Source organism: Xanthomonas vesicatoria ATCC 35937 (assembly GCF_001908725.1).
GTDB classification, from domain to species: Bacteria; Pseudomonadota; Gammaproteobacteria; order Xanthomonadales; family Xanthomonadaceae; genus Xanthomonas; species Xanthomonas vesicatoria.
Genome location: NZ_CP018725.1, coordinates 3863268 through 3885351 on the forward strand (window position 1 = coordinate 3863268; position 22084 = coordinate 3885351).

Sequence of the window (22084 nt, forward strand, 5' to 3'; positions counted from 1 at the left end):
TGTTGCTGTAGATCACGTGTTTTGTAAGCGTTGAAGCTTGATTATGGCGTTACCGAATGCGTGGCCTGCCAGGGCAGAGCGGATGCGATGAGACCAACGATGCAGGCAACGATTAGACGCTGCCGACAAAAAATTGCTCTCAGGCCTCGTCAGATGAAACTCACCTGCCTTTATGTCATCGGATTTTTAACTATGGCCATGGTCACTGCACAAGCCCAGCAGTTTGCGGAAGGGCAAGTCTGGGAGTACCGCAACAGGGCTGAAGAGTCTGGTTCGACGCTGCTGATCAACAGGATCGAGATCGAACCGAACATTGGCGAAGTCTTCCATATCAGCGTTCGCGACGTCCGTGTAAAAAATGCACATGCGCCCAATGCCATCTCTACGCAATTGCCGCATTTTCCGGTGTCCAGAACGGCACTCGAAAGCTCTGTGACGACTCTTGTCGGCCATGCTGCGGTGAACCCGGAGTATCTGGAGGGCTACGCAACCTGGCGTACTGCCTTTGAAGAAGGCAACGCTGGCGTTTTCACAATCCCGGTGAATGAGATCGTCGATGCCATCGAAACCACGATCAATCAATAGCAGGATGCGGCCCGACGTTTTCATCGGAAGCAGGCTCCTGCTTCCGGACGTTTCCGGATGCACGTGGCAGCAAGCGTCTATGCGATGTTGCAGGCTCTAGGAACACAACTTCCTCCGCTCATTCTGCTGGTGGTGTTTGCAGCCGAAATTTGGCTATTGCTGGGAGCATTCTATTCGCGTGTGTGCATTGCCATTGGCGTGCTGTGCCTGCGCTTGGCCTCCCGATCAATACATGGGCAAACGTCATGTGTCGGTTTGCGTGTACCACGGTCAATCCATTACACCGGGAGTATTTGATCGGTATGGAGATCTACCGTGGCGAAATTCTTTGCCCTAGAGGAACACGCTAATCGCGCCAGGCCTGGACGGACACAAAAAAGGCTCCGCACGCGGAGTCTTTTCTGCAGCTGATCCGCGTTGATCAGAAGCTTGCGCGGATGCCGACCCGATACTGGTTGGCGTCGTCGATGAATTGCGCTTCGGCCACCAGGCCCCAGGTCGGGGTGAAGTTGACCTGGCCGCCCAGGGTGCCGACGAATTCGCCTTCGTCCACGTCGCTGCCGTCGATGTAGCCGGCCTTGATCCACGCTTCGGTACGCGGCGAGGGCTTGCCACGCAGGCCGAGGTTGCCGAAACCCAGGCTGCTGGTGTCGGAGGAGTCGTCGATCGAACGGCCACGCAGACGCAGGTCGGATTCGACCTTGGAGCGCAGTACGCTGATGTCGGCGATGAACTCCACGCGCTCGGTCATTTCCTGGCGATAGCCGATACCGACGCTGGCCTGCTGCAAGGTGCCTTCGAGCACGAAGCCGGAGCCGAGGTTGAAATCCTTGGTGGCGCGCTGGTAGCCGGCGAGCAAGTAGACAGGCTCGGCAATCTGCCACGAACCGCGCAGGTAGCCGCCGTCGAGATCGTCCGAATCGTCGTTCACGGTAATCTCGGTGCGGTTCCAGCCGCCTTCGACATAGCTGTAGCTCAAGCCTTCAGCAGCGGCGGCCAACGGGGTGGCGGCCAGCAGGGCAGCCAGAATCAGGGTGGTGCGCATGAGTGTTCTCTTTAGAGTTGATGTCCGTGTCTTCCGGCCTGTTGCAGGCTGGAGAAGAGCGCGACGTCTCCCGTCGCGGCGCGCAATCTAACAGAATTTTCACAAAGCTGGCTATGGGGAAATTCCTGACATGACACAGCGTCCTGTCGGCCTTCGCTGGTGGTCAGCAATGGCGCCGATGCGCGCTGTTAAACTGCGCCGGCCGGTTCGCCGGCACTTACGAACGTCTTCAGGGCGGGGTGCGATTCCCCACCGGCGGTAGGCACGTGCAAGCGTGCGAGCCCGCGAGCGCTTCGCCACCGATCCGCCCTGCGCGGGCGCTGGCGAAGGTCAGCAGATCCGGTCCGATGCCGGAGCCGACGGTATAGTCCGGATGAAAGAAGACGGCCAACGCGCAGCCTTGCGGCTGTGCGTGCGCCTGTTTGCTTTGCCTTGCGGCGTTTTTCGCTCAACTTCTGCGAGAAACGACTATGTCTTTGCATCACCTGTCGCGTCGCATCGCGACCTTCCACAGCGCCAACTCACCTCGATCGCTGCTGCAACCGGGGGCGCGCTGATGTTCACCGGAATCATTGAAGGCGTCGGCCGGCTGGCGGCGCGCCAGCCGCAGGGCGGCGATGTGCGGTTTACCTTTGCTGTCGGCAACCTGCCGTTCGAGGCGGTGCAGCTCGGCGAAAGCATTGCCGTCAACGGCGTCTGCCTGACCGTGATCGCATTCGACACGAGCAGTTTTCAGGCCGATGCGTCCACCGAAACCCTGTCGTTGACCACATTGGGCGCATTGCCCGAAGGCGCGGTGATCAATCTGGAGCGTGCGATGCGCCCGACCGATCGCCTCGGCGGGCATCTGGTCAGTGGTCATGTCGATGGCCTGGGCCAGGTGCAGTCGGTGCACGACGATGCGCGTGCGCAGCGGTGGCGGTTTGCGGCGCCGCCTGCTGTGTTGCGCTACGTGGCCAAGAAGGGATCGATCTGCGTGGACGGCGTCAGTCTCACCGTCAACGATGTGGACGAGGCAGGCTTTGAAGTGGCGTTGATTCCGCACACGGTGGCCAACACCGCGTTTGCGGCCACTGCGGTGGGCGCGGCGGTGAATCTGGAAATCGACCTGGTTGCGCGCTATGTCGAGCGCCTGCTCGGCACGCGGGGTGCGGCATGAATTTTGCGCCGGTTCCCGAGCTGATCGAAGAGTTGCGTGCCGGGCGCATGGTGGTGATCGTCGATGACGAAGACCGCGAGAACGAGGGCGATCTGATCATGGCCGCCGAGCTGGTCAAGCCGTCTGACATCAATTTCATGGTGACCCATGCGCGCGGACTGGTGTGCCTGTCGCTGACCCGCGAGCGCTGCGCGCAACTCGGTCTGGCGCCGATGGTGCGCAACAATACCGCGCAGTTTCAGACCAACTTCACTGTCAGTATCGAAGCGGCCGAAGGCGTCACCACCGGGATTTCGGCCTACGACCGCGCGCATACGGTGCGAACCGCAGTGCGGCCAGATGCCAAGCCGCAGGATCTGAGTCAGCCAGGGCATATTTTCCCGCTGATTTCGCAGCCCGGTGGCGTGCTGACCCGCGCCGGCCACACCGAAGCGGCCAGCGATCTGCCGATGCTGGCCGGGCTGGAACCGGCCGGCGTGCTGGTGGAAGTGCTCAACCCGGACGGCAGCATGGCGCGCCGCCCGCAGCTGGAGGTGTTCGCACGCGAGCATGGGCTGAAGATGGGCTCGATCGCCGACCTGATCGCCTACCGGTTGGCCAACGAGCACACCGTCGAACGCGTGGACGAGCGCGACATCACCACCGAGTTCGGGCCGTTCAAGCTGGTGACCTACCGCGACCGCATCGCCCACGATCTGCATTTTGCCTTGGTACGCGGCGCTGCCGATCCGCACACGCCCACGCTGGTGCGCGTGCAGGTGGAAAACCCGCTGGCCGATCTGCTGCATTGGCAGCGCGATGATTTCGGGGTGGCTGCCACCGATGCCTTGCGTGCGATCGCCGCCGAAGGGCAGGGCGTGATGGTGGTGTTGTCGGCCCCGCGCGACAGCGAATCGTTGTTGGCGCGGTTGCGCCAGCAGCTCGAGGCCGCCACCAATGCCAAGGACGTCAGCCAGTGGCGTCGCAATGGCGCTGGCGCGCAGATCCTGGCCGAGCTCGGCCTGGGCAAGCTGCGCGTGCTGGGCACCCCGCGCCGCCAGGTCGGCCTGGCCGGCTTCGGGCTGGAGGTGGTGGAGTATCTGGAGTGCCACGCGGGCGAAGCGGTGCATGCGGTGCCGCCGGCAGTGGTGCCGTAAGCGCAATCCAGTCCCGGTAGCGCGTGGTTGCCAGCGGGTGTGGGCGTCGAAGGCGCGGGTGGCGGCAAGGTCGCCCGTAGCCCATCGGCATCCGCCTGCCGCTTGCGCAACGCGCTGCAGCTGGTGCGCTGGCGACCTGGACGCCCGGCAGTGCCTGCTTCGGCGGGCGACCGCCGTAGATGTCGGCCGGGCCTGGGCCCGGCAGCTGTTAAACTTCCCGCCCCCTCGAGTTGCCGACCCGCATGACCCACTACGAAGGCGATCTTCGCCCCACCACCGCGCGCTTTGCGATCATCGCCAGCCGCTGGAATGCCCGTATCACCGACGCGCTGGTCACCGGTGCGCGCCAGAGCCTGGCCGGCAATGGCATCGGCGAGGACGCCATCGACGTGATCCGCGTGCCGGGCGCCTGGGAAATTCCGATCGCGGCCAACCGCCTGGGACAATCCGGCCAGCATGCAGCGATCATTGCGCTGGGCTGCGTGATCCGTGGCGATACCCGCCATTACGAACATGTGGCCGACCTGTGCGCCGAAGGCCTGATGAGCGTGCAGTTGCAGACCGGCGTGCCGGTCCTCAACGGCGTGCTGGCAGTGGAGCGGGTGGAAGATGCCGAGGCGCGTGCCGGCGGCAGCCATGGCAACAAAGGCGAGGAATGCGCGCTGGCCGCGCTGGAACTGGTGAATTTGATGGAGTTGTTGCCATGAGCAAGTCCGGTGGACATGCCCGCCACGGCCGTCGCGACGGCATCGACCCGGTGCTGCGCTCGCGCGCACGCCGCCGTGCCTTGCAGGCGGTGTATGCCTGGCAGATCTCCGGTGGTTTCGCCAAGCAGGTGATCGGCCAGTTTGCGCACGAGCAGGCGCATGAAGTGGCCGACCTGGCGTACTTCGAAAGCCTGGTGGAGGGCGTGCTCACCCATCGCGCCGAGCTGGATACCGCATTGACGCCGTATCTGGATCGCGGCGTGGAAGAGGTCGATGCGATCGAACGTGCCGTGCTGCGCCTGGCTGCCTATGAGCTGCTGTACCGGCAGGACGTGCCGTACCGCGTGGTGATCAACGAAGCGATCGAAACCGCCAAGCGTTTCGGCTCCGAACACGGCCACACCTATGTCAACGGCGTGCTGGATCGCGCTGCGGTGGAGTGGCGCAAGGTCGAGTCGGGCGCCTGAGGCGCCGAGATGCGGCATTCGTGATTCGGGAGTGGCAGCGAGCGCTGGTGCCGTCGGTGCAAGGCGCCAGCGTATTCGCTTGAGTGACTCAGCCTTGGGTCGATACGCCATGTCTGCGCTGTCGCAGCCTTTTAAAGGACAGCTCGCCAGCTGTCGTGTCGCACCTTACACAGCCTGCTGTTCCCAATCCCGAATGCCAAATCCCCACTCCCGGCCGTTCAAATGCCCGAATTCGATGTGATTGCCCGTCTGCGCGCGCGCATCGCCGCCCGTGCCGACGTGCCACTGGGCATTGGCGATGATGCAGCGCTGCTGCAGCCCCCGACGGGCGAGCAGTTGGCCATCACCGCCGATACGCTCAATGCGGGGGTGCATTTTCCGCACGAAACGCTGCCTGACGATCTGGGCTGGAAGACGCTGGCGGTGAATCTGTCCGACCTCGCCGCGATGGGTGCGCAGCCGCGTTGGTGCACCTTGTCGCTGTCATTGCCGCACGACGACCTGGCGTGGGTGGACGCATTTGCCGATGGATTCTTTGCGCTCGCCGATGCGCACGGCATTGCGTTGGTCGGCGGCGACACCACGCGTGGGCCGTTGTCGTGCGCAGTCACCGCCATCGGCAGCGTGCCGCCGGGGGCGGCGCTGCGGCGCGATGGCGCGTGCGTGGGCGATGACGTGTGGGTGACCGGGCAGTTGGGCGAAGCGGCGGCGGCGTTGTCGCTGTGGCAGGCCGGTGCGTTGGATGTCACGCGTGTGGCGGCCAATCCGCTGCATGAAGCATGGCGCGGCCGTCTGCTGCGCCCGCAGCCGCGCGTGCAGGCAGGATTGCGGCTGCGTGGGCTTGCGCATGCCTGCGTGGATGTCTCCGACGGTCTGTTGGCCGATCTGGGCCATCTGTGCGAGCGCAGTGGTGTGGGCGCGCACCTGTCGCTGACTGATCTGCCGGAGCTGCCACGCAGCGACGCCATCAACGCAGCGCAGTGCAGCGGCTGGCAATTGGGTGGCGGCGACGACTACGAGCTGTGTTTCACCGCCGCCCCGCAGCACCGCGATGCCGTATTGCAGGCCATGCAATTCGCTGAAGTGGCCGCAACGCGCATCGGCCAGATCGTCGCGGCGCCCGGCGTGGTCGTGCACGACGCCGGCGGCAACCCGTGGCAACCGCCGCAGCGTGGGTATCAGCACTTCGTCGGCTAAGACGCCCGCGGCCAGGGAGATGCCTGGGTAGGTGACTCCAGGTCTGGCACTCCCGCCTCCCGCCTTCCCGACCTTGAACCCATACCGTACCGTCTGGTACGTTCGCGGCGTTCTCCCCCGAACCACGGATGCATGGCAGTTGCCGCTGGGCTATCCCGGCCCGGCCTCGCGTGGGAGAGAGCAGCATGAACAAGATTTGGATCCGTGGCATCGCCGCGGTGGCGTTGCTGGTGTCCTCGGCATCGGCCGTGGCGGGCGCCTTTAGCAAGACCTACGAGCGCATTCCCGGCTGGGATGGCGCGCCAATGGGGGCGCTGGTGCTGGTGCCGCAAGGACAGGGAAACGGGCCGTTTCCGCTGATCGTGATGCCGGCCAGTTGGTCGTTGCCCAATCTGGAGTATCTGGGCCGCGCCACGCAGCTGGCTAGCGATGGCTACGTGGTCGTCAGTTACACCTCGCGCGGGTTCTGGGATTCGGCCGGGCAGATCGATATCGCCGGGCCGGACACCGTGGAAGACGTCAGTGCGGTCATCGATTGGGCGCTGGCGCATACGCCCGCCAACCCGAATGCGATCGGCGCGTCCGGCATCTCCTACGGCGCGGGCATCAGCCTGCTGGCCGCCGAGCGCGACCCGCGCATCAAGGCGGTGGCTGCGCTCAGTGGCTGGGCCGACCTGGAGGCCTCGCTGTATTCCAATCGCACCGTCAGCCAGCAAGGCGTCGGGTTGCTGGTCGGCGCGGGCGCGTTGACCGGACGCGCTGGCCCGGATCTGACGCAGATCGGTACGAAAGTGGCGCAGGGCGATTTCGATGGTGCGGTGCAGGGATTCTTGCCCAAGGCCGCCTCGCGCAGCCCGGTCACCGACGTGGCTGCACTCAACGCGCGCGGTACCGCGGTGCTGCTGGGCAATGCCTTCAACGACGGGTTGTTCCCGCCGAATCAGACCATTGCCTTCTTCAATCAGCTGCGCGGGCCCAAGCAACTGTTGCTGAGTCAGGGCGATCACGCCACCACGGAACTGCCCGGCGCCCTGGGCCTGCCCAACGAGGTCTACACCGCAGCCACGCGTTGGTTCGACCGTCATCTCAAACAAGTGCGCAACGGCGTGGATGGCGAAGCGCCGGTGCGGCTGTCGCCGCGTGCCGGGCAATGGCTGACGTATCCGGATTGGGCATCGGTGCAGCAAGCCACCACGCGCCTGGGTCTGTCTGCGCCGGCAGGGCTGCTCAGCCCCACCGGCGGGCTGATCGCCGGTACTGCCAGCGGCTGGCAGTCGCGCATTGCCACCGATGTGCCCACGCTGGCCGACTCGGGCGTGGTGCTGGTCAGCGGCTTGTTGCAGGGCATCGGCTTGCCGGTGACCACGTCGATTCCGCTGGTTACACGCGCTGGCGCGGCGGTGTGGGTCGGGTCGCCGGCTGGCAACGTGCGTCAGCTGGCGGGCAGCCCGTCGTTACGCATCACGGTGGTGCCCACGCAGCCGAAGGTGAGCCTGTTTGCGTATCTGTACCGCATGGATGCGCTGGGCGTTGCCGCGTTGATCACGCATGCACCGTACTCGCTGCGCGATGCGACGCCCGGCCGCGCGGTGACCCTGGATTGGTCGCTGCAGGCCGCCGCCGCCGAAATCCCCGCAGGGCAGCGATTGGTGCTGGTCATCGATACCCGCGATGCGCGTTACACCGACGCAAGCGATGTGGGCGGCACGGTGACGTTTACCTCGCCGGTGGCAACGCCATCGGTATTGAACCTACCGCTGCGGTAAGGGCGTCAGGGCAAGACGACACTTTGCTGGCACGGGCCAACAGTCGATGATTGCCATGACGCGTGTTCGTCTTGCTGCTGCACTTGCGTGGCTCTTGCACACATTGCGAACAAGTCGGGTTTCTCGTGGGCCTTTCGCGGCATGGATGCCGCTAGCGAGCTTTAAACGATGTGCAGATGGAGTATCCAGCAGGCGGGAGTACAACGCGTCCTACGACCACGCTGGTTTAGGTTTTTCAGTTGCTAACGCGCGCCGGCGCCTTCGCAGGTCGTTGCGTTCGATGAGCGACAACGAGAAGCTGCTGATCTGCGCGGTTACTGCAGGGCCCTTGCCCGCCCACCATCGCAGGACACGCCGCAAGTACGTCCATGTAGGCTCTTATGCGGCATTCATGCCGCATAAGGTCCCGCGACGGTGGGCGGGCAAGGGCCATTCGAGAATTTTTGGTATGCGCGCTTAAAAGCAGCACATCGCTCGCGTGCGTTGCTGTGGCGCGCAGATCGAATGCCTACTGGTCGCTTTTTTGTGGGAACAACCAGTAAATAAGAGGATCTACAGACGTACAGAAATCATGTCGTTATGTCTGTCGCTGAGTCGCTAGCCGCATCAGCTTGATCAACCTCGCAGCGGCATCTATTTGCGCCACTGCGTGTCGCCATTTCATCCGCATGCAACCCGCAAGCCACGCGCACTGCCCTGGACGGTTTCCGGACCGTGTGGCGACATGCATGCCGCCACCGGGCCTCCACGGACGGAGTCACGGCGTGTCCCGGAAGCGTCCAGGGCAGTGCGCCCTCGACCAACCGCCTCGACCAACTGCTCGCTCACCCAGTCTCAGCCAAACCAACCAATCGCCCGTTTCAACGCAGTAACCGCACGAAGGCGCGCAAACAACCCAAGCATCGATCAATCACCGCTCGGCCGCTTTTTATGCGGAATTTACGCAGCGCCCATGGCACGTCCATAGCGACTTTACGCAGCCCGGGACGAGACTGTGCACAGTGGCGGAGCGGTTCCGCCGTGGACGATCCCGATGCATCCCTTGACCTGTCTGCTCCACCGGCGCTGCGCGCGCGGTGCAGCAGCGCCTTGCCTTGTTGTCATGCAGCCGATGCATGCGCCCGCGCGCAACACAACGGCTGTGCACCCCTGTGCGCATCACGGGGAGTAGCCGACATGCCTGCCTGGTTGTCCCTGCTGTGCGGAGTGGCCGTACTCGTTGCCGCCGCCTACCTGTTGTACGTAGTGCTGCGGCCCGAAGACTTCTGATGCGAGTGTGTTCCAATGAGTGAAACCTTTATTGTCTACGCGCTGGCCATCGTGCTGGCGTGGCCCCTGGGCCGGTATCTGGCGGCGGTGATGCGTGGTGCGCCAATGCGGGGCGATGCGCTGTTCGGCTGGGTCGAACGGCCGTTGTACGCATTGCTCGGCACCCGCCCGCAGCAAGGCATGTCCTGGCGCGGATACACCATCGCGTTTCTGCTCAGCAATCTGGTGATCGGGCTGCTGACCTGGGGCGTGTTCATGACCCAGGCGTGGTTGCCGTTCAATCCGGACGACATCCCCAACATGCGTTGGGATACCGCGCTGCACACCATGGTGTCGTTCCTCACCAATACCAATCAGCAGCATTATTCCGGCCAAGCGCAGCTGTCGTATCTGGCGCAGATGACCGGCATCGTCGGCCTGCAGGTGGTGACGCCGATGATGGGGTTGGCGTTGGCAGTAGCGACCTTGCGCGCGTTGTTCGGTGGGCGTGCCGCTGCGCGTGTGTCCGATACCTCGCTGGCATCGGGCGCGATGGCGGGCACCCGGCCAGGAATTGCCGGGCAGGACGATCCGGAGACAGCGTTGGCGCGCCATGCAGCGCAGCAGCCAATGTCTAGCGCAGAGGCGCTGCCCGAGGCCGACGTCGGCAACTACTGGGCCGACGTCATCCGTGCCAGCGTGCGCGTGCTGTTGCCGCTAGCCCTGTTGTGGGCCGTGTTGCTCGGCTGGCAAGGCGTGCCATCCACGCTGCAAGGCGCGGCCACCGCTGCACCGTTGGATAGCAGTGCCGGCATGACCACGCAGACCATTCCGGTCGGCCCGGTGGCGGCAATGGTGGCGGTCAAGCAGCTCGGCACCAACGGCGGCGGCTGGTACGGCCCCAATAGTTCTGTCGCGCTGGAAAACCCCACGCCGTTGAGCAATGTGCTGGAAACCCTGGCGCTGGTGCTGCTGCCGATGAGCGTGGTGTTCATGGTCGGCTATCTGACCGGGCGCAAGCGCCTCACCGCGTTGGTGTTCGGCACCATGCTGACGATGTCGGCTGCATCCACGGCGTTGTTGGTGTGGTCCGAAGCGCATTCGGCCAGTGCCACGTCGCCGGCCTTGATGGAAGGCAAGGAAGTGCGCATCGGTGCCGATGCCTCCGCGCTGTGGGCAGCGTTGACCACGCAAACCTCCAACGGCTCGGTCAATGCAATGCACGACTCGCTGGCGCCGCTGAGTGGCCTGGTCACGTTGGTGGATATGCTGATCAACGCCATTTGGGGCGGTGTCGGCTGCGGTCTGCAGCAATTTGTGGTGTACCTGCTATTGAGCGTGTTTCTGGCCGGTTTGATGACCGGGCGCACGCCCGAATTGTTCGGCCGCAAGATCGAAGCGCGCGAAGTGCAATTGCTGGCGGTGCTGATCCTGTTGCAGCCGCTGGTTGTGCTGGGCTTCACCGCGGTGGCGCTGGCAGTGCCTGGATTCACCGCAAATTCCAATCCGGGTTTCCACGGCATCAGTCAGGTGTTCTACGAGTACACCTCGGCATTCGCCAACAACGGCTCGGGGTTTGAAGGGCTGGGCGATGCCACGTATTGGTGGAACCTGAGCTGTTCGGTGGTGCTGGCGATGGGCCGCTACCCGGCGTTGATCCTGCCGCTGATGGTGGCTGCGCGCATGGCAGTAAAGCGGCGCGCGCCCGAGTCGGCCGGCAGCCTGCAGGTCGAAACGCCCACCTTTGCGTTGACCTTGATGGCAATCGTGCTCGTGCTGACCGTGCTGCAGTTCATGCCGGCACTGGTGCTGGGTCCTATCGCTGAACACCTCGCCCTGGCGGCGTCCTGAGAATTGAGCAATGTCTACGATCGATACGACTGAAAAACGCGAGCGCGGCGACGCAGCGTTGTTCGATGCTGCGGTGCTGATCGCAGCGATGCGTGCGGCCTTTATCAAGCTGTCGCCACGGCATCTGCTGCGTAGCCCGGTGATGGCGGTGGTGATGGGCGGCACGCTGCTGGCGGCGGTGATCACCGCCAGCGGGTATGGCAATGCCGGTTTTGGCTGGGCAGTCACGGCGATCCTGTTTGTCACCGTGTTGTTCGGCAATTTTGCCGAGGCCATTGCCGAAGCGCGTGGCCGTGGGCAGGCCGCATCGCTGCGGCGTGCGCGTAAGGATCTGGTCGCGCGCCGCGTCGAAACCGCATTGGGCGGGCGCGAAACCCGTGTGCCTGCGGCCGAACTGCGTCCTGGCGATTACGTGATGGTGTCCGAAGGCGAATTCGTCCCGGCCGATGGCGAGATCGTGCGCGGCGTTGCAACGATCAACGAAGCAGCGGTGACCGGCGAATCGGCACCGGTGCTGCGCGAGGCCGGCACCGATCGCAGTGGCGTGATCGGCGGCACGCGCGTGCTGTCCGACGAGATCGTCTTCAAGGTCACGGCCGAGCCTGGCCACAGCTTTCTGGATCGCATGATCGCGCTGGTGGAAGGCGCCAATCGGCAGAAGACGCCGAATGAAATCGCGCTGACCTTGTTGCTGGCCGCAATGACACTGACCTTCCTGATCGTGGTGGCGTCGCTGCCGGCGATCGCGGGTTTTGTCGGCGTTACGCTGGACCCGCTGCTGCTGATCGCATTGCTGGTGTGCCTGATCCCGACCACCATCGGCGGCCTGTTGCCGGCGATCGGTATCGCCGGCATGAACCGCGCATTGTCGGCCAATGTGTTGGCCAAATCCGGCAAGGCGGTGGAAGTGGCCGGCGACGTGGATGTACTGATGCTCGACAAGACCGGCACCATCACCTACGGCGACCGCCAGGCCACCGCATTTCATCCGCTGGCAGGTATCGACCGTGCGCAGCTGCGCGATGCGGCCATGCTGGCCTCGCTGGCCGACCCGACGCCGGAAGGCAAGTCCATCGTCAAGCTGGCGCGCCAACAAGGTGCCGTGGCTGTCGAGCCGGAGGGCGCGCATTTCATCGCCTTCACTGCGCAGACGCGCATGTCCGGCGTCGATCTGGCCCGGCGCAGCATCCGCAAGGGCGCTGGCGATTCGATCGTGGGGTATGTGCAGGGCATGGGCGCGACGGTGTCGCCGGAATTGCAGGGTCGTATCGAAGAGATCGCACGCGGCGGTGCCACACCGCTGGTCGTGGCCGAAGGCCGGCATGTGCTGGGCGTGGTTGAACTGAGCGACGTGGTCAAGCAAGGCATCAAGGAAAAATTCGCGCAGTTGCGCGCGATGGGCATCAAGACGGTGATGATCACCGGCGACAACCCGCTCACCGCTGCCGCGATTGCCGCCGAAGCCGGCGTGGACGATTACATCGCCCAGGCGCGGCCGGAAGACAAGCTGGCCCGCATCCGCGCCGAGCAGGCCGGCGGGCGGCTGGTGGCGATGGTGGGCGACGGCACCAACGATGCACCGGCGCTTGCCCAGGCCGACGTGGGCCTGGCGATGAACTCCGGGACGCAGGCGGCCAAGGAGGCAGGCAACATGGTCGATCTGGATTCGGATCCGGCCAAACTGCTGGCGGTGGTGGGAGTGGGCAAGCAGCAGCTGATCACGCGCGGTGCGTTGACCACCTTCTCGTTGGCCAACGATGTGTCGAAGTATTTCGCGATCCTGCCGGCGTTGTTTGCGGCGGCGATTCCCTCGATGGCCGCGCTCAACGTGATGCAGCTGTCCAGTCCGCGCCATGCGGTGCTGGCGGCATTGATCTTCAATGCGCTGATCATTCCGGCGTTGATTCCGCTGGCCCTGCGCGGCGTGCGGTTCCGTCCGTCCAGCGCCACCGCCCTGTTGCGCCGGAACATGCTGATCTACGGGCTGGGCGGCATCGCGCTGCCGTTTGCCGCCATCAAACTGATCGATCTGGCGCTTGTCGCCACCCTGGGTGCCTGAGCCATGACCACGTCTTCTACTAACACCCATTCCACTGCGCTGCCGTTGCGCGACGACGGTGCCTTGCGCGGCGCGGTGATGCTCGCACTGTTCACCCTGCTGGGCTTGGGCCTGGCGTATTCGCTGATCGCCACCGGCATCACCGGCGCGTTGTTTCCGTCCCAGGCCCACGGCTCGTTGGTGCGCCAGGACACGCGCGTGATCGGCTCGGCGCTGGTCGCGCAGCCCTTCACCGCGGCGCGCTATTTCCAGCCGCGCCCATCGGCTGCGAAGTACGACCTCACTGCGGCCGCCGGCAGCAACCAGGCGCGCTCCAATCCCGACCTGCAGGCGCGCATTGCCACCACGCGCACGGAGGTCGCCGCACGCGACGGGATTGCACCGGATGCGGTGCCGAGCGAGTTGCTGACCCAATCCGGCAGCGGCCTGGACCCGCACCTGAGCCCGGCTGGTGCGCAGGTGCAGGTGCGCCGCATCGCCGCCGCGCGCGGCTGGCCGGAGCAACGCGTCGCCGCATTACTGCAAAGCGCCACCGAGGCACCACAGTTCGGTTTGCTTGGCCAGCCGCGAGTGAACGTGCTGGCGTTGAATCTGGCGCTGGATCAGGTTGGGAATGGAGAAACGGGAGTGGAGAATGGGGGGAAGCCAACGCGCTGAACGCGTCGGGCCACTGTAGGCTTTGCGATTTCCGGTTCCCCAATCCCCAATCCCGATTCCCCAATCCCGGACCCAAATGCCCGACGCCCGCACCCAACAGGCCGACGCCTTGATCGGCGAACTGCAACGCGAACACGGCGGGCGCCTGACGGTCTTCCTGGGTGCAGCGCCTGGCGTAGGCAAGACCTACGCCATGCTGTCGCGGGCGCGCGAGCGTTTGCGGCAGGGCATGGACGTGGTGGCCGGCATCGTGGAGACGCACGGGCGGAGCGAAACCGCCGCGTTGCTGGACGGCTTGCCGCTGCTGCCGCGCATGCGCGTGAGCTACCAGGGCCGCACGCTGGAAGAACTCGATCTGGATGCGCTGCTGGCGCGCAAGCCGCGCTTGGCGCTGATCGACGAGCTAGCCCATCGCAACGTGCCCGGCAGCCGTCACGAGCGGCGCTGGCAGGACATTGTCGAACTGCTCGATGCCGGCATCGACGTCTACACCACCGTCAATATCCAGCACCTGGAAAGCCTCAACGACATCGTGCTGCGCATCACCGGCGTGCGCGTGTCCGAGACGGTGCCCGATGCGGTGTTCGATCGCCTGCGCGACATCGTGCTGGTGGATCTGCCGCCACGCGAACTGATCGAGCGCCTGCAGCAGGGCAAGGTCTATCTTCCCGAACAGGCAACGCAGGCATTGCAGGCGTTTTTTTCGCCATCCAACCTGACCGCGCTGCGCGAACTGGCGATGCAGACCGCCGCCGACCGCGTCGACAGCGATCTGCGCGACACCCAGGCCGCGCGCGGCTTGCCGGGGACCGCCGCGCTGCGCCGCCGCGTGGTGGTGGCCATCGATGGGCGTGGCAGTTCGGACTATCTGGTGCGGGTGGCGCGGCGATTGTCCGAACGCCGTGATGCGCCATGGACCGTGGTCACCGTGCAGACGCGCACCGTGGCCGATGCCGGCTGGCAGCTGGAAATCGACCGCGCGTTCGCCTTGACGCGTCGGTTGGGCGGCGACACCGCACTACTGCACGGTGCCAACGTCGCCGAGGCCTTGCTGGATTTCGCCGCGCAAAACGGTGTCTCCACCCTGGTGCTGGGACGCACCCGCGAGCGCCCCTTGGCGCGCATGTTCAACCGCACCTTGACCCAGCAATTGCTGCAGCGTGGCGCGCATTATGAGCTGGTCATCGTCAGCTCCGCCGATGCGCGTGCACGCGCACGTCAGCGCTGGCGCAATCCACGCCATTGGCTGCAAGGCTACGACCTGGCCTTCGCTGCGATTGCCGCCGCCGGTGCGGTGGGCGTGGCGTGGCTGTTGCAGCGCTGGACCGATATCGACGACCTGTCGATGGTGTTCATCGTCGCGGTGGTGCTGGTGGCCTCGCGTACGCGCATGGCCGCAGCGGTGATCGCGGCATTGCTGAGTTTTGTCGCCTACAACTTCTTTTTCATCGAACCGCGCTTCACCTTGCACATCAGCGCGCGCCAGGGCGTGGTGACGGTGTGTCTGTTCCTGATCGCCGCACTGGTTGCCGGGCGCCTGGCCTCGCGCCTGCGTAGCCAGGTGCTGGCGCTGCGTGCGGCCAATGCGCATGCCAACGCACTGCAGGCACTAGGTCGCCAACTCAGTACGGCGGCCGATCTCGGTCAGGTGCTGGAAGCCGGCCGCCGTGCATTGACCACCGCCCTGGATGCCGAGGTCTGGCTGCGCCTGGAGCAGCGCGAAAGCGACGCGCCGGCCAGCTTCGGCGCGCTCGACCGCAGTGCGGCGGAGTGGACGCAGCGTCACGGGCAACCTGCGGGTCGCTTCACCGATACGCTGGCCGGTGCGCAATGGTGGTGCCTGCCGGTACGCCACGAGCGCGGCACCCTGGGCGTGGCAGCGTTGCGCTTCCGGCAGAGCGTGCAGCGTCCTGGGCTGGAGCAACGCCGGCTGGCCGAAGCGATGGTGGAGGACATCGGCCAGGCGGCGCTGCGCACGCGTCTGGTCGCCGATCTGGAGGGCGCACGCGTGAGCGGCGAGACCGAGCGCCTGCGTTCGGCGTTGCTGTCGTCCGTCTCGCATGACCTGCGCTCGCCGCTGGCCTCGATGATCGGCTCGGCCAGTAGCCTCGCCATCTACGGCGATGCGATGGACGCGCAGGATCGCCATGCCTTGCTCGACACCATCCAGCTCGAAGGCGAGCGGCTGGACCGCTACATCCAGAACCTGCTCGACATGACCAAGCTTGGCCACACCGGGCTGACCTTGAATCGCGACTGGATCGGGGTGGACGAGTTGATCGGCTCGGCCGCGCGCCGCCTGCAACGCTACCAGCCGGACGTGCGCCTGCAACTGGATCTGGCCGTCGACCTGCCGGCGATCTGGGTACATCCGGCGCTGGTGGAGCAGGCCATCTTCAACGTGCTGGAGAATGCGGCGAAATTTTCGCCACCCGGCATGGCCGTCACCGTGCAGGCACAGCTGCGCAGCGGCGCCTTGCAGATCGACATCGGCGACCAGGGGCCGGGCATTCCCGAGGACGAGCGCGCGCGTATCTTCGACATGTTCTACAGCGTGGAGCGCGGCGACCGCGGCCGTCACGGCACCGGCCTGGGGCTGACCATCTGCCAGGGCATGATCGGCGCGCACGGCGGCAGCGTGGAGGCGCTGGCCGGTGCGCATGGCCACGGCACCACGATCCGCATTACGCTGCCGCTGCTCGTTCCTGCCCCGCCACCTCGCCCCGATGCCGACTGACACCACTGCCATCCCGCCCGCCCGCGTGCTGATCGTCGACGACGAGCCGCAAATCCGACGTTTTCTCGATATCAGCCTGCGCGCGCAGGGTTACCGCGTGCTGCAGGCCGGCACCGGTGAGGAAGCGCTGGCGTTGCTGGCCGGGCAGGGTGCCGAGCTGGTGGTGCTGGATATCGGCCTGCCTGACCGCGACGGCCATGAAGTGCTGCGCGAGATCCGCCAGTGGTCCAACGTGCCGGTGATCATGCTCACCGTGCGCGCCGGCGAAACCGAAAAGGTCGCCGCGCTCGATGCCGGCGCCAACGACTACGTCACCAAACCCTTTGGCGTGCAGGAATTGATGGCGCGCATCCGCGCGCTGCTGCGCCAGGCCGGCGCGGGCAGCACGGTGGAGGAGAGCGTGTTCGACGACGGCCGCCTGCACATCCACCTGGGCCTGCGCGAGGTCACCCTCGATGGCGAAGCCATCCCGCTCAGTCGCAAGGAATACGCCCTGCTCGCGTTGCTGCTCAAACATGCCGGCCGCGTGGTCACGCAACCGCAGTTGCTGCGCGAAGTGTGGGGCCCCACCCACGAGGAAGACACCCACTACCTGCGCATCCTGGTCGGCAAGCTGCGCCAGAAACTGCACGACGATGCCGCCGCCCCGCATTACATCGTCACCGAACCGGGCGTGGGGCTGCGCTTTATCGGTGTGACGCGCTGAGCAGCGCACATCTTTTTTTGGCGGCGGCCTAGGCAGCTTGAGCGAGATCCGGTGACGCCGAATGGTGTGGCGGCGGGCCGGGTGGTCGGTCGCGCAATGCAGGAGTTCGCAAGCACCTGACTTGCAGTGCGGCAATCATCTCGCCTCAAGGGCGTGGTGTAGAACGAGACCAGGGGCGGGCAAAGGACATGGTCTTGAGTGCCTTGCCTGTGTTTCCAGTCCGATGCTAATGGCGTGCCAACATGCGCGACGCAGAATGCGTCGGCATTTGGAAGAGGTGGTGACATGCGGTATCGGTTCGGTGCGCTGTGGTTGGTGTCGGGTTGGCTGTTGCTGATTGGCTGCGCGTTTGCGCAGACCGTGCCGACACCTGCGCAGATCATGCAGCTGCGCAGCGTGGGCGACCCCCAGATCAGTCCGGATGGTCGCCGCATCGCCTATACCGTCGCCACCCCGCAGGCGCAAGGCAAGCCGCCGCTGAGCAAGATCTGGCAGATACCCGTGCGCGGTATCGCCGCCGCAGTGTCGATGCCCTCAACCGATGCGGCCAACGATCAGCATCCACGCTGGACGGCCGATGGCCGCCGGATGCTCTTTCTGTCGACGCGGCCGTTGCCAGGCGACGTCACCGGAGGTGAGCAACTGGCGTCGACGCAGGTCTGGCAACAGACACCAGATGCCAGGCCACAGCTGCTGACGCGTTCGGCAGGCGATATCAGCGCTTTCTCGTTGTCGGCGGATGCGCGCCAGATCGCCTATCTGGCGCTGGATCCGCCTACCGCGCAGGCAGCGGCCGATACTGACGCAAAGCGCGATGCCGTGCAGATCGAGCGGCCGACCCGATTTTCACGGGTGTGGGTGCGTGATCTGCGTAGCGGCCAGACGCGTGTGCTGACACCTCCCGGCCTGCAAGTGCACGACCTCGCCTGGTCACCGGACGGCAGACAACTGGCGCTGCGCGTGTCCGACGGCACCACACTCAACGACTACTGGTATGCATCGCGTGTGCAGCTGTTGAGGCTGCGGGACGGCACGCTCGGTACTGTATTGGAGCCGCATGCCTCGGCACTGCCGTTGCAATGGTCGCCGGATGGCCGCCGGCTGCTCTATGGGCAACTGGGCGAGCACGGCATGGTGGCGAATCTGATCGTGCACCAGCTGCGCAACCAGCGGCGCGTGGTGCTGGCGCAGGACTGGCCCGGCACCTTGTGGTTGGCACGCTGGCAAAACGACAGCAGTTTGATCGGCGAAGGACTGCAAGGCGTGCGTGGCGCCTTTCTGCGCATCGATGCCGACAGTGGACGCTGGAAGCCGCTTGCCCGGCCGCAGCTTCCGTATCAGGCATTCACCGTGGCGCGCAACGGCGATATCGCCTATCTCGGCCTGCGCACCGACCAGCCTGCCGAGGTCTGGACGCTGCGCGCTGGTCAGCTCGCGCAGCGCAGCAGCACCAATCCACAGGTCGCCACCTGGACGCATGGTCAGCTGCGCGAAATGAGCTGGACCTCATCGCGCGACGGGCGATCTATCACGGGCATGTTGGTCACGCCGCCGGGCTGGAAGGCGGGGACGCCGCTACCTACCTTGGTGCAGATCCACGGAGGACCGGGAGCTGGCTGGGCGTCCGGATGGCTGGGGTCCTGGCATGACTGGGCGCAATTGCTGTCCACCCATGGCTACGCGGTGCTGTTGCCCAACCCGCGTGGATCGGAAGGGCAGGGTGCGGCGTTTACCGAACTGGCTCGCCACGACTGGGGCGGTGCGGATTTTCAGGATGTGCTTGATGGCGTGGACCAGCTCGAACGTGAAGGCGTGATCGATCCCGCGCGTCTGGCCATCGGTGGCTGGAGTTACGGCGGTTATCTGTCTGCTTGGGCGGTGACGCACTCGTCGCGCTTCAAGACCGCCATTGTTGGCGCGGGCGTGGTCGATATCGGCGCCATGGCGTTGACCACCGATGTGCCCGATTACCTGCCTGGCTATTTCGGCGACCCGGTGCGTAACCGTGCCGAATACGACGCACATTCGCCGATACGCTATGTCGACAAGGTGCATGTGCCGGTGCTGATCCTGCATGGGCAGGCCGACCAGCGCGTACCGCCATCGCAAGGCGACATGTTGTACCGCGCGCTCAAATTGCAGGGCGCAACGGTCGAGCAGGTGACCTATCCGCGCGGCCCACACTGGTTTTACGAAACCGAGCATGGCGTGGATGTACAACAGCGCGTACTTGGTTGGCTGGATGCGCAGTTGCGTTGAGTCGCGACCATGCTGATCCGCAGGTCATCCTTGCTGCAGGACACACACTCTCTCGACCTCAAATTCAACGCCAATGATCATGCCACCGGTGCAATGCGTTCTTCGATGCGAGAAACGAGCCAGACCAGCGTAGAGTTCAACGGATCACGTTCGGTCAACCAGTTGCAACGCTGCAAGCGGGTCACGCCACGGGTGGCAACACCTTGCCAGGATTCAAAATGCCATCCGGATCCAGCGCGGCCTTGATCGCGCGCATCGCGGCCAGCGTCGCTGCGCTGAAGGCCTGGGTCATGAAATCGCGCTTGGCCACGCCGATGCCGTGTTCGCCGGACAGCGTGCCTTCCAGCGCCAGCACCAGCGCGAACACGCGCGGCAATGCCGCGTGTGCACGCGCGTTTTCATCGGCATCGTCTGGGTCGTACATGATGTTGACATGTAGGTTGCCGTTGCCGGCATGGCCGAAGGCGACGATGGGCAGCGCGAACTCCGCCGCCAGCGCTTCCACGCCGGCCACCAGCGCAGGAATGCGCGAGACCGGTACCACCACGTCTTCGTTGATCTTGCCGGGCTTGATGGTGCGCAGCGCCGGCGATAATGCGCGGCGCGCGGCCCACAGTTTGTCGCGCGCACTGCCATCGGCGGCGATATCCAGGCTCAACACGCCTTCGCCATCGGCCGCGTCATGCAGTGCCTGCAACGCATAGGGCAGCGTGTCGTGATCGCCGTCGGCTTCGATCAACAACATCGCTCCGGCCTCGGGCACGTCGCTGCCGTTGCGACGCAGCAGTGCAATGGCGCTGGCATCCATGAATTCCAGCATCGTCGGCGTGGTGGGTTGCGCCATCACCCGCGACACCGCTGCCGCCGCGCTGGCCGCATCGCGGTACAACGCGCGCAGCCCGGCTTGCGCCACCGCGCGCGGAGTCAGCTTCAAGGTCGCTTCGACGATGATCGCCAGGGTGCCTTCGCTGCCGATCAACAGATGCGTGAGGTCGTAGCCGGTGGAATTCTTGGTGTACGCACCGCCGCAGCGGATTACCTCGCCGGTGCCGGTCACCGCCACCAGCCCCAGCACGTTGTCGCGGGTGGCACCGTACTTCACCGCGCGCGGGCCGCCAGCATTGGTGGATAAATTTCCGCCGACGCTGCAGATCTCCGCACTGGACGGATCCGGCGGCCAGAACAATCCGTGCGGCTGCAAGGCCTGCTGCAGATCGCCATTGAGCACGCCAGGCTGCACCACCGCGCAGCGGTCTTCTGGGCGCAAGGCCAGGATGCGATTCATGCGCGCCATCGACACCACCACGCCGCCGGAAAACGGCACCGCCGCGCCAGTGGTACCGGTGCCGGCACCGCGCGCCACGATGGGCACGCCATACTTACGGCAGGCCTGCACGATCGCCACCACGTCGTCGGTATCGCGCGGCAGCGCCACGGCGGCGGGCAAGGCCCAGCGACGCGAATCGTCTTCGCCATAACGGCGGCGCGCGTCGTCGGCAGTCAGCCAGCCATCGGGTCCAAGCCGCGCTGCCAACAGCTCGGCCAGCGAGGTGGGAAGGACGTCGGTCATTGCGGGTGATCCTGTGGTGCGGCGCGCTGGATGCATCGAAATCCCAGCGCTGCGATGGTGAGCGGCAGCCAGACCCAACGCAGCTCGGAGAGCAGTGTGTTCAAGCCGCGCCCATTGAAGAATCCGTTGGCGAACGGCGAGACGCGAATCGGCCGCCACGGCGCGAACCAGCGCGTTTCGCTCCACGGCCACGCCAGCGCCACGCCCAGCCCGCCGGAGGTCATCGCATCCAGAATCGGGTGAGATGCGGTGCAGACAAACAGCCACGCCGCGGCCTGCACGACATCCGCGCGCAGGCTGCGATGCGCTGCCGCGCCGAGCAGTGCGACGACGCTGGCGAACAACAACGAATGGCTGGCACCGCGGTGGCCAAACGCATCGGCATACGGAACGTGCAGCGCAAATGCCAGCACATCCGCATCGGGCAGCATCGCCGCCACGATGCCGGCACCAAGCAGGCGCGGCGAAATGCGTCCGCGTTCGCTGGCGCACCAAAGCGCAAGCGGTACCGCGGCGTGGGTCATGATGGTCGGCATCGAGGTCGGTACGAGCGTTTGGAAGAATCAGCAATCGTCGGCGCGGAAGGCGTCGCGGATCCAGTGCAGCTGCGGCGGCTCGCCGCTGGCCTCGACCACGTCGAAGCGACACGGCAGCGCTGCCAGTGCAGGGTGAGAGACAAGAAACAACTGCGCGGCCAGCACCAGCTTGCGACGCTTGCGGACATCCACCGACGCAGCGCCGCCGCCGAAACGGGTGTCCCGGCGGTAACGCACTTCCACAAAGACCAGCGACTGCGCGTCGCGCATCACCAGATCCAGTTCGCCGCCGCGGTAGGTGGCATTGCCTGCCACCAGGCGCAAGCCGGCCTGCTCCAGCATCACGCGTGCGGCCGCTTCCACGGCCGCACCACGTTGCTGGCGCGCTGCCGGCATGGC

General features: G+C 65.4%; 18 protein-coding genes and 1 riboswitch. Of the genes, 14 read left to right on the forward strand and 4 right to left on the reverse strand.

Features of this window, described 5'->3' with window-relative positions; genetic code table 11:
- The first annotated feature begins 153 nt into the window (after positions 1-153).
- A complete protein-coding gene (locus tag BJD12_RS16710) occupies positions 154-585 on the forward strand; it encodes a hypothetical protein (protein ID WP_005997273.1) in 432 nt (143 codons plus the stop codon).
- 421 nt (positions 586-1006) lie between these two features.
- On the opposite strand, the gene BJD12_RS16715 is transcribed toward BJD12_RS16710, so the two are convergent.
- Positions 1007-1630, reverse strand: a complete 624-nt coding sequence (locus BJD12_RS16715; RefSeq protein ID WP_005997272.1) for a hypothetical protein — start codon at positions 1628-1630, stop codon at positions 1007-1009.
- A 221-nt stretch (positions 1631-1851) separates the two neighbouring features.
- A riboswitch (FMN riboswitch) is annotated at positions 1852-2019 on the forward strand.
- A 167-nt stretch (positions 2020-2186) separates the two neighbouring features.
- Between BJD12_RS16715 and BJD12_RS16720 the strand changes: the two genes are divergently transcribed.
- The 13 genes from BJD12_RS16720 (at position 2187) to BJD12_RS16790 (ending at position 19579) form a co-directional block, all read left to right on the forward strand.
- Positions 2187-2789: a riboflavin synthase gene (locus BJD12_RS16720; protein WP_005997270.1), complete on the forward strand. Its 603-nt coding sequence runs from the start codon at positions 2187-2189 to the stop codon at positions 2787-2789.
- Positions 2786-3925: a 3,4-dihydroxy-2-butanone-4-phosphate synthase gene (gene ribB, locus BJD12_RS16725; protein ID WP_005997268.1), complete on the forward strand. Its 1140-nt coding sequence runs from the start codon at positions 2786-2788 to the stop codon at positions 3923-3925. The genes BJD12_RS16720 and ribB overlap by 4 nt, the downstream gene beginning before the upstream one ends.
- A 242-nt stretch (positions 3926-4167) precedes the next feature.
- Positions 4168-4632 (forward strand): 6,7-dimethyl-8-ribityllumazine synthase, encoded by a 465-nt coding sequence (gene ribH / locus BJD12_RS16730; protein WP_005997267.1) that lies wholly within the window; start codon positions 4168-4170, stop codon positions 4630-4632.
- Positions 4629-5099, forward strand: a complete 471-nt coding sequence (nusB, locus tag BJD12_RS16735; RefSeq protein ID WP_005997266.1) for a transcription antitermination factor NusB — start codon at positions 4629-4631, stop codon at positions 5097-5099. Before ribH ends, nusB begins: the two co-directional genes overlap by 4 nt.
- Before the next feature lie 222 nt (positions 5100-5321).
- Positions 5322-6296: a thiamine-phosphate kinase gene (thiL, locus tag BJD12_RS16740; protein ID WP_005997265.1), complete on the forward strand. Its 975-nt coding sequence runs from the start codon at positions 5322-5324 to the stop codon at positions 6294-6296.
- A gap of 185 nt (positions 6297-6481) precedes the next feature.
- Entirely contained in the window at positions 6482-8062 is a 1581-nt protein-coding gene (locus BJD12_RS16750; protein ID WP_005997264.1) for a CocE/NonD family hydrolase, read from the forward strand.
- Between the two features lie 1176 nt (positions 8063-9238).
- A complete protein-coding gene (locus BJD12_RS16760) occupies positions 9239-9331 on the forward strand; it encodes a potassium-transporting ATPase subunit F (protein ID WP_006452907.1) in 93 nt (30 codons plus the stop codon).
- Between the two features lie 15 nt (positions 9332-9346).
- Positions 9347-11161: a potassium-transporting ATPase subunit KdpA gene (gene kdpA / locus BJD12_RS16765; protein WP_005997263.1), complete on the forward strand. Its 1815-nt coding sequence runs from the start codon at positions 9347-9349 to the stop codon at positions 11159-11161.
- Positions 11162-11171: 10 nt separating this feature from the next.
- Positions 11172-13220, forward strand: coding sequence for a potassium-transporting ATPase subunit KdpB (gene kdpB / locus BJD12_RS16770; protein WP_074059430.1), 2049 nt, complete (start codon positions 11172-11174; stop codon positions 13218-13220).
- Between the two features lie 3 nt (positions 13221-13223).
- A complete protein-coding gene (kdpC, locus tag BJD12_RS16775) occupies positions 13224-13877 on the forward strand; it encodes a potassium-transporting ATPase subunit KdpC (RefSeq protein ID WP_005988720.1) in 654 nt (217 codons plus the stop codon).
- A 76-nt stretch (positions 13878-13953) separates the two neighbouring features.
- Entirely contained in the window at positions 13954-16614 is a 2661-nt protein-coding gene (locus BJD12_RS16780) for a sensor histidine kinase (protein WP_005988721.1), read from the forward strand.
- Positions 16604-17320 (forward strand): response regulator, encoded by a 717-nt coding sequence (locus BJD12_RS16785; protein ID WP_005988723.1) that lies wholly within the window; start codon positions 16604-16606, stop codon positions 17318-17320. The genes BJD12_RS16780 and BJD12_RS16785 overlap by 11 nt, the downstream gene beginning before the upstream one ends.
- Before the next feature lie 285 nt (positions 17321-17605).
- On the forward strand, positions 17606-19579 hold the full coding sequence (locus BJD12_RS16790; RefSeq protein ID WP_005988725.1) for an alpha/beta hydrolase family protein: 1974 nt from the start codon (positions 17606-17608) through the stop codon (positions 19577-19579).
- Between the two features lie 181 nt (positions 19580-19760).
- Here the strand turns inward: BJD12_RS16790 and BJD12_RS16795 are convergent, their stop codons facing one another.
- The 3 genes from BJD12_RS16795 to BJD12_RS16805 are packed head-to-tail and all read right to left on the reverse strand — an operon-like array spanning position 19761 to position 22081.
- Complete coding sequence (locus BJD12_RS16795; protein ID WP_005988727.1) at positions 19761-21149, reverse strand: FAD-binding oxidoreductase; 1389 nt, start codon at positions 21147-21149, stop codon at positions 19761-19763.
- Positions 21146-21685, reverse strand: a complete 540-nt coding sequence (locus BJD12_RS16800; RefSeq protein ID WP_005988728.1) for a metal-dependent hydrolase — start codon at positions 21683-21685, stop codon at positions 21146-21148. Before BJD12_RS16800 ends, BJD12_RS16795 begins: the two co-directional genes overlap by 4 nt.
- A 27-nt stretch (positions 21686-21712) precedes the next feature.
- The gene (locus tag BJD12_RS16805) at positions 21713-22081 is read right to left on the reverse strand and encodes a YraN family protein (protein ID WP_005988730.1); all 369 of its coding nucleotides are present in this window, start codon (positions 22079-22081) and stop codon (positions 21713-21715) included.
- Positions 22082-22084 lie beyond the last annotated feature (3 nt).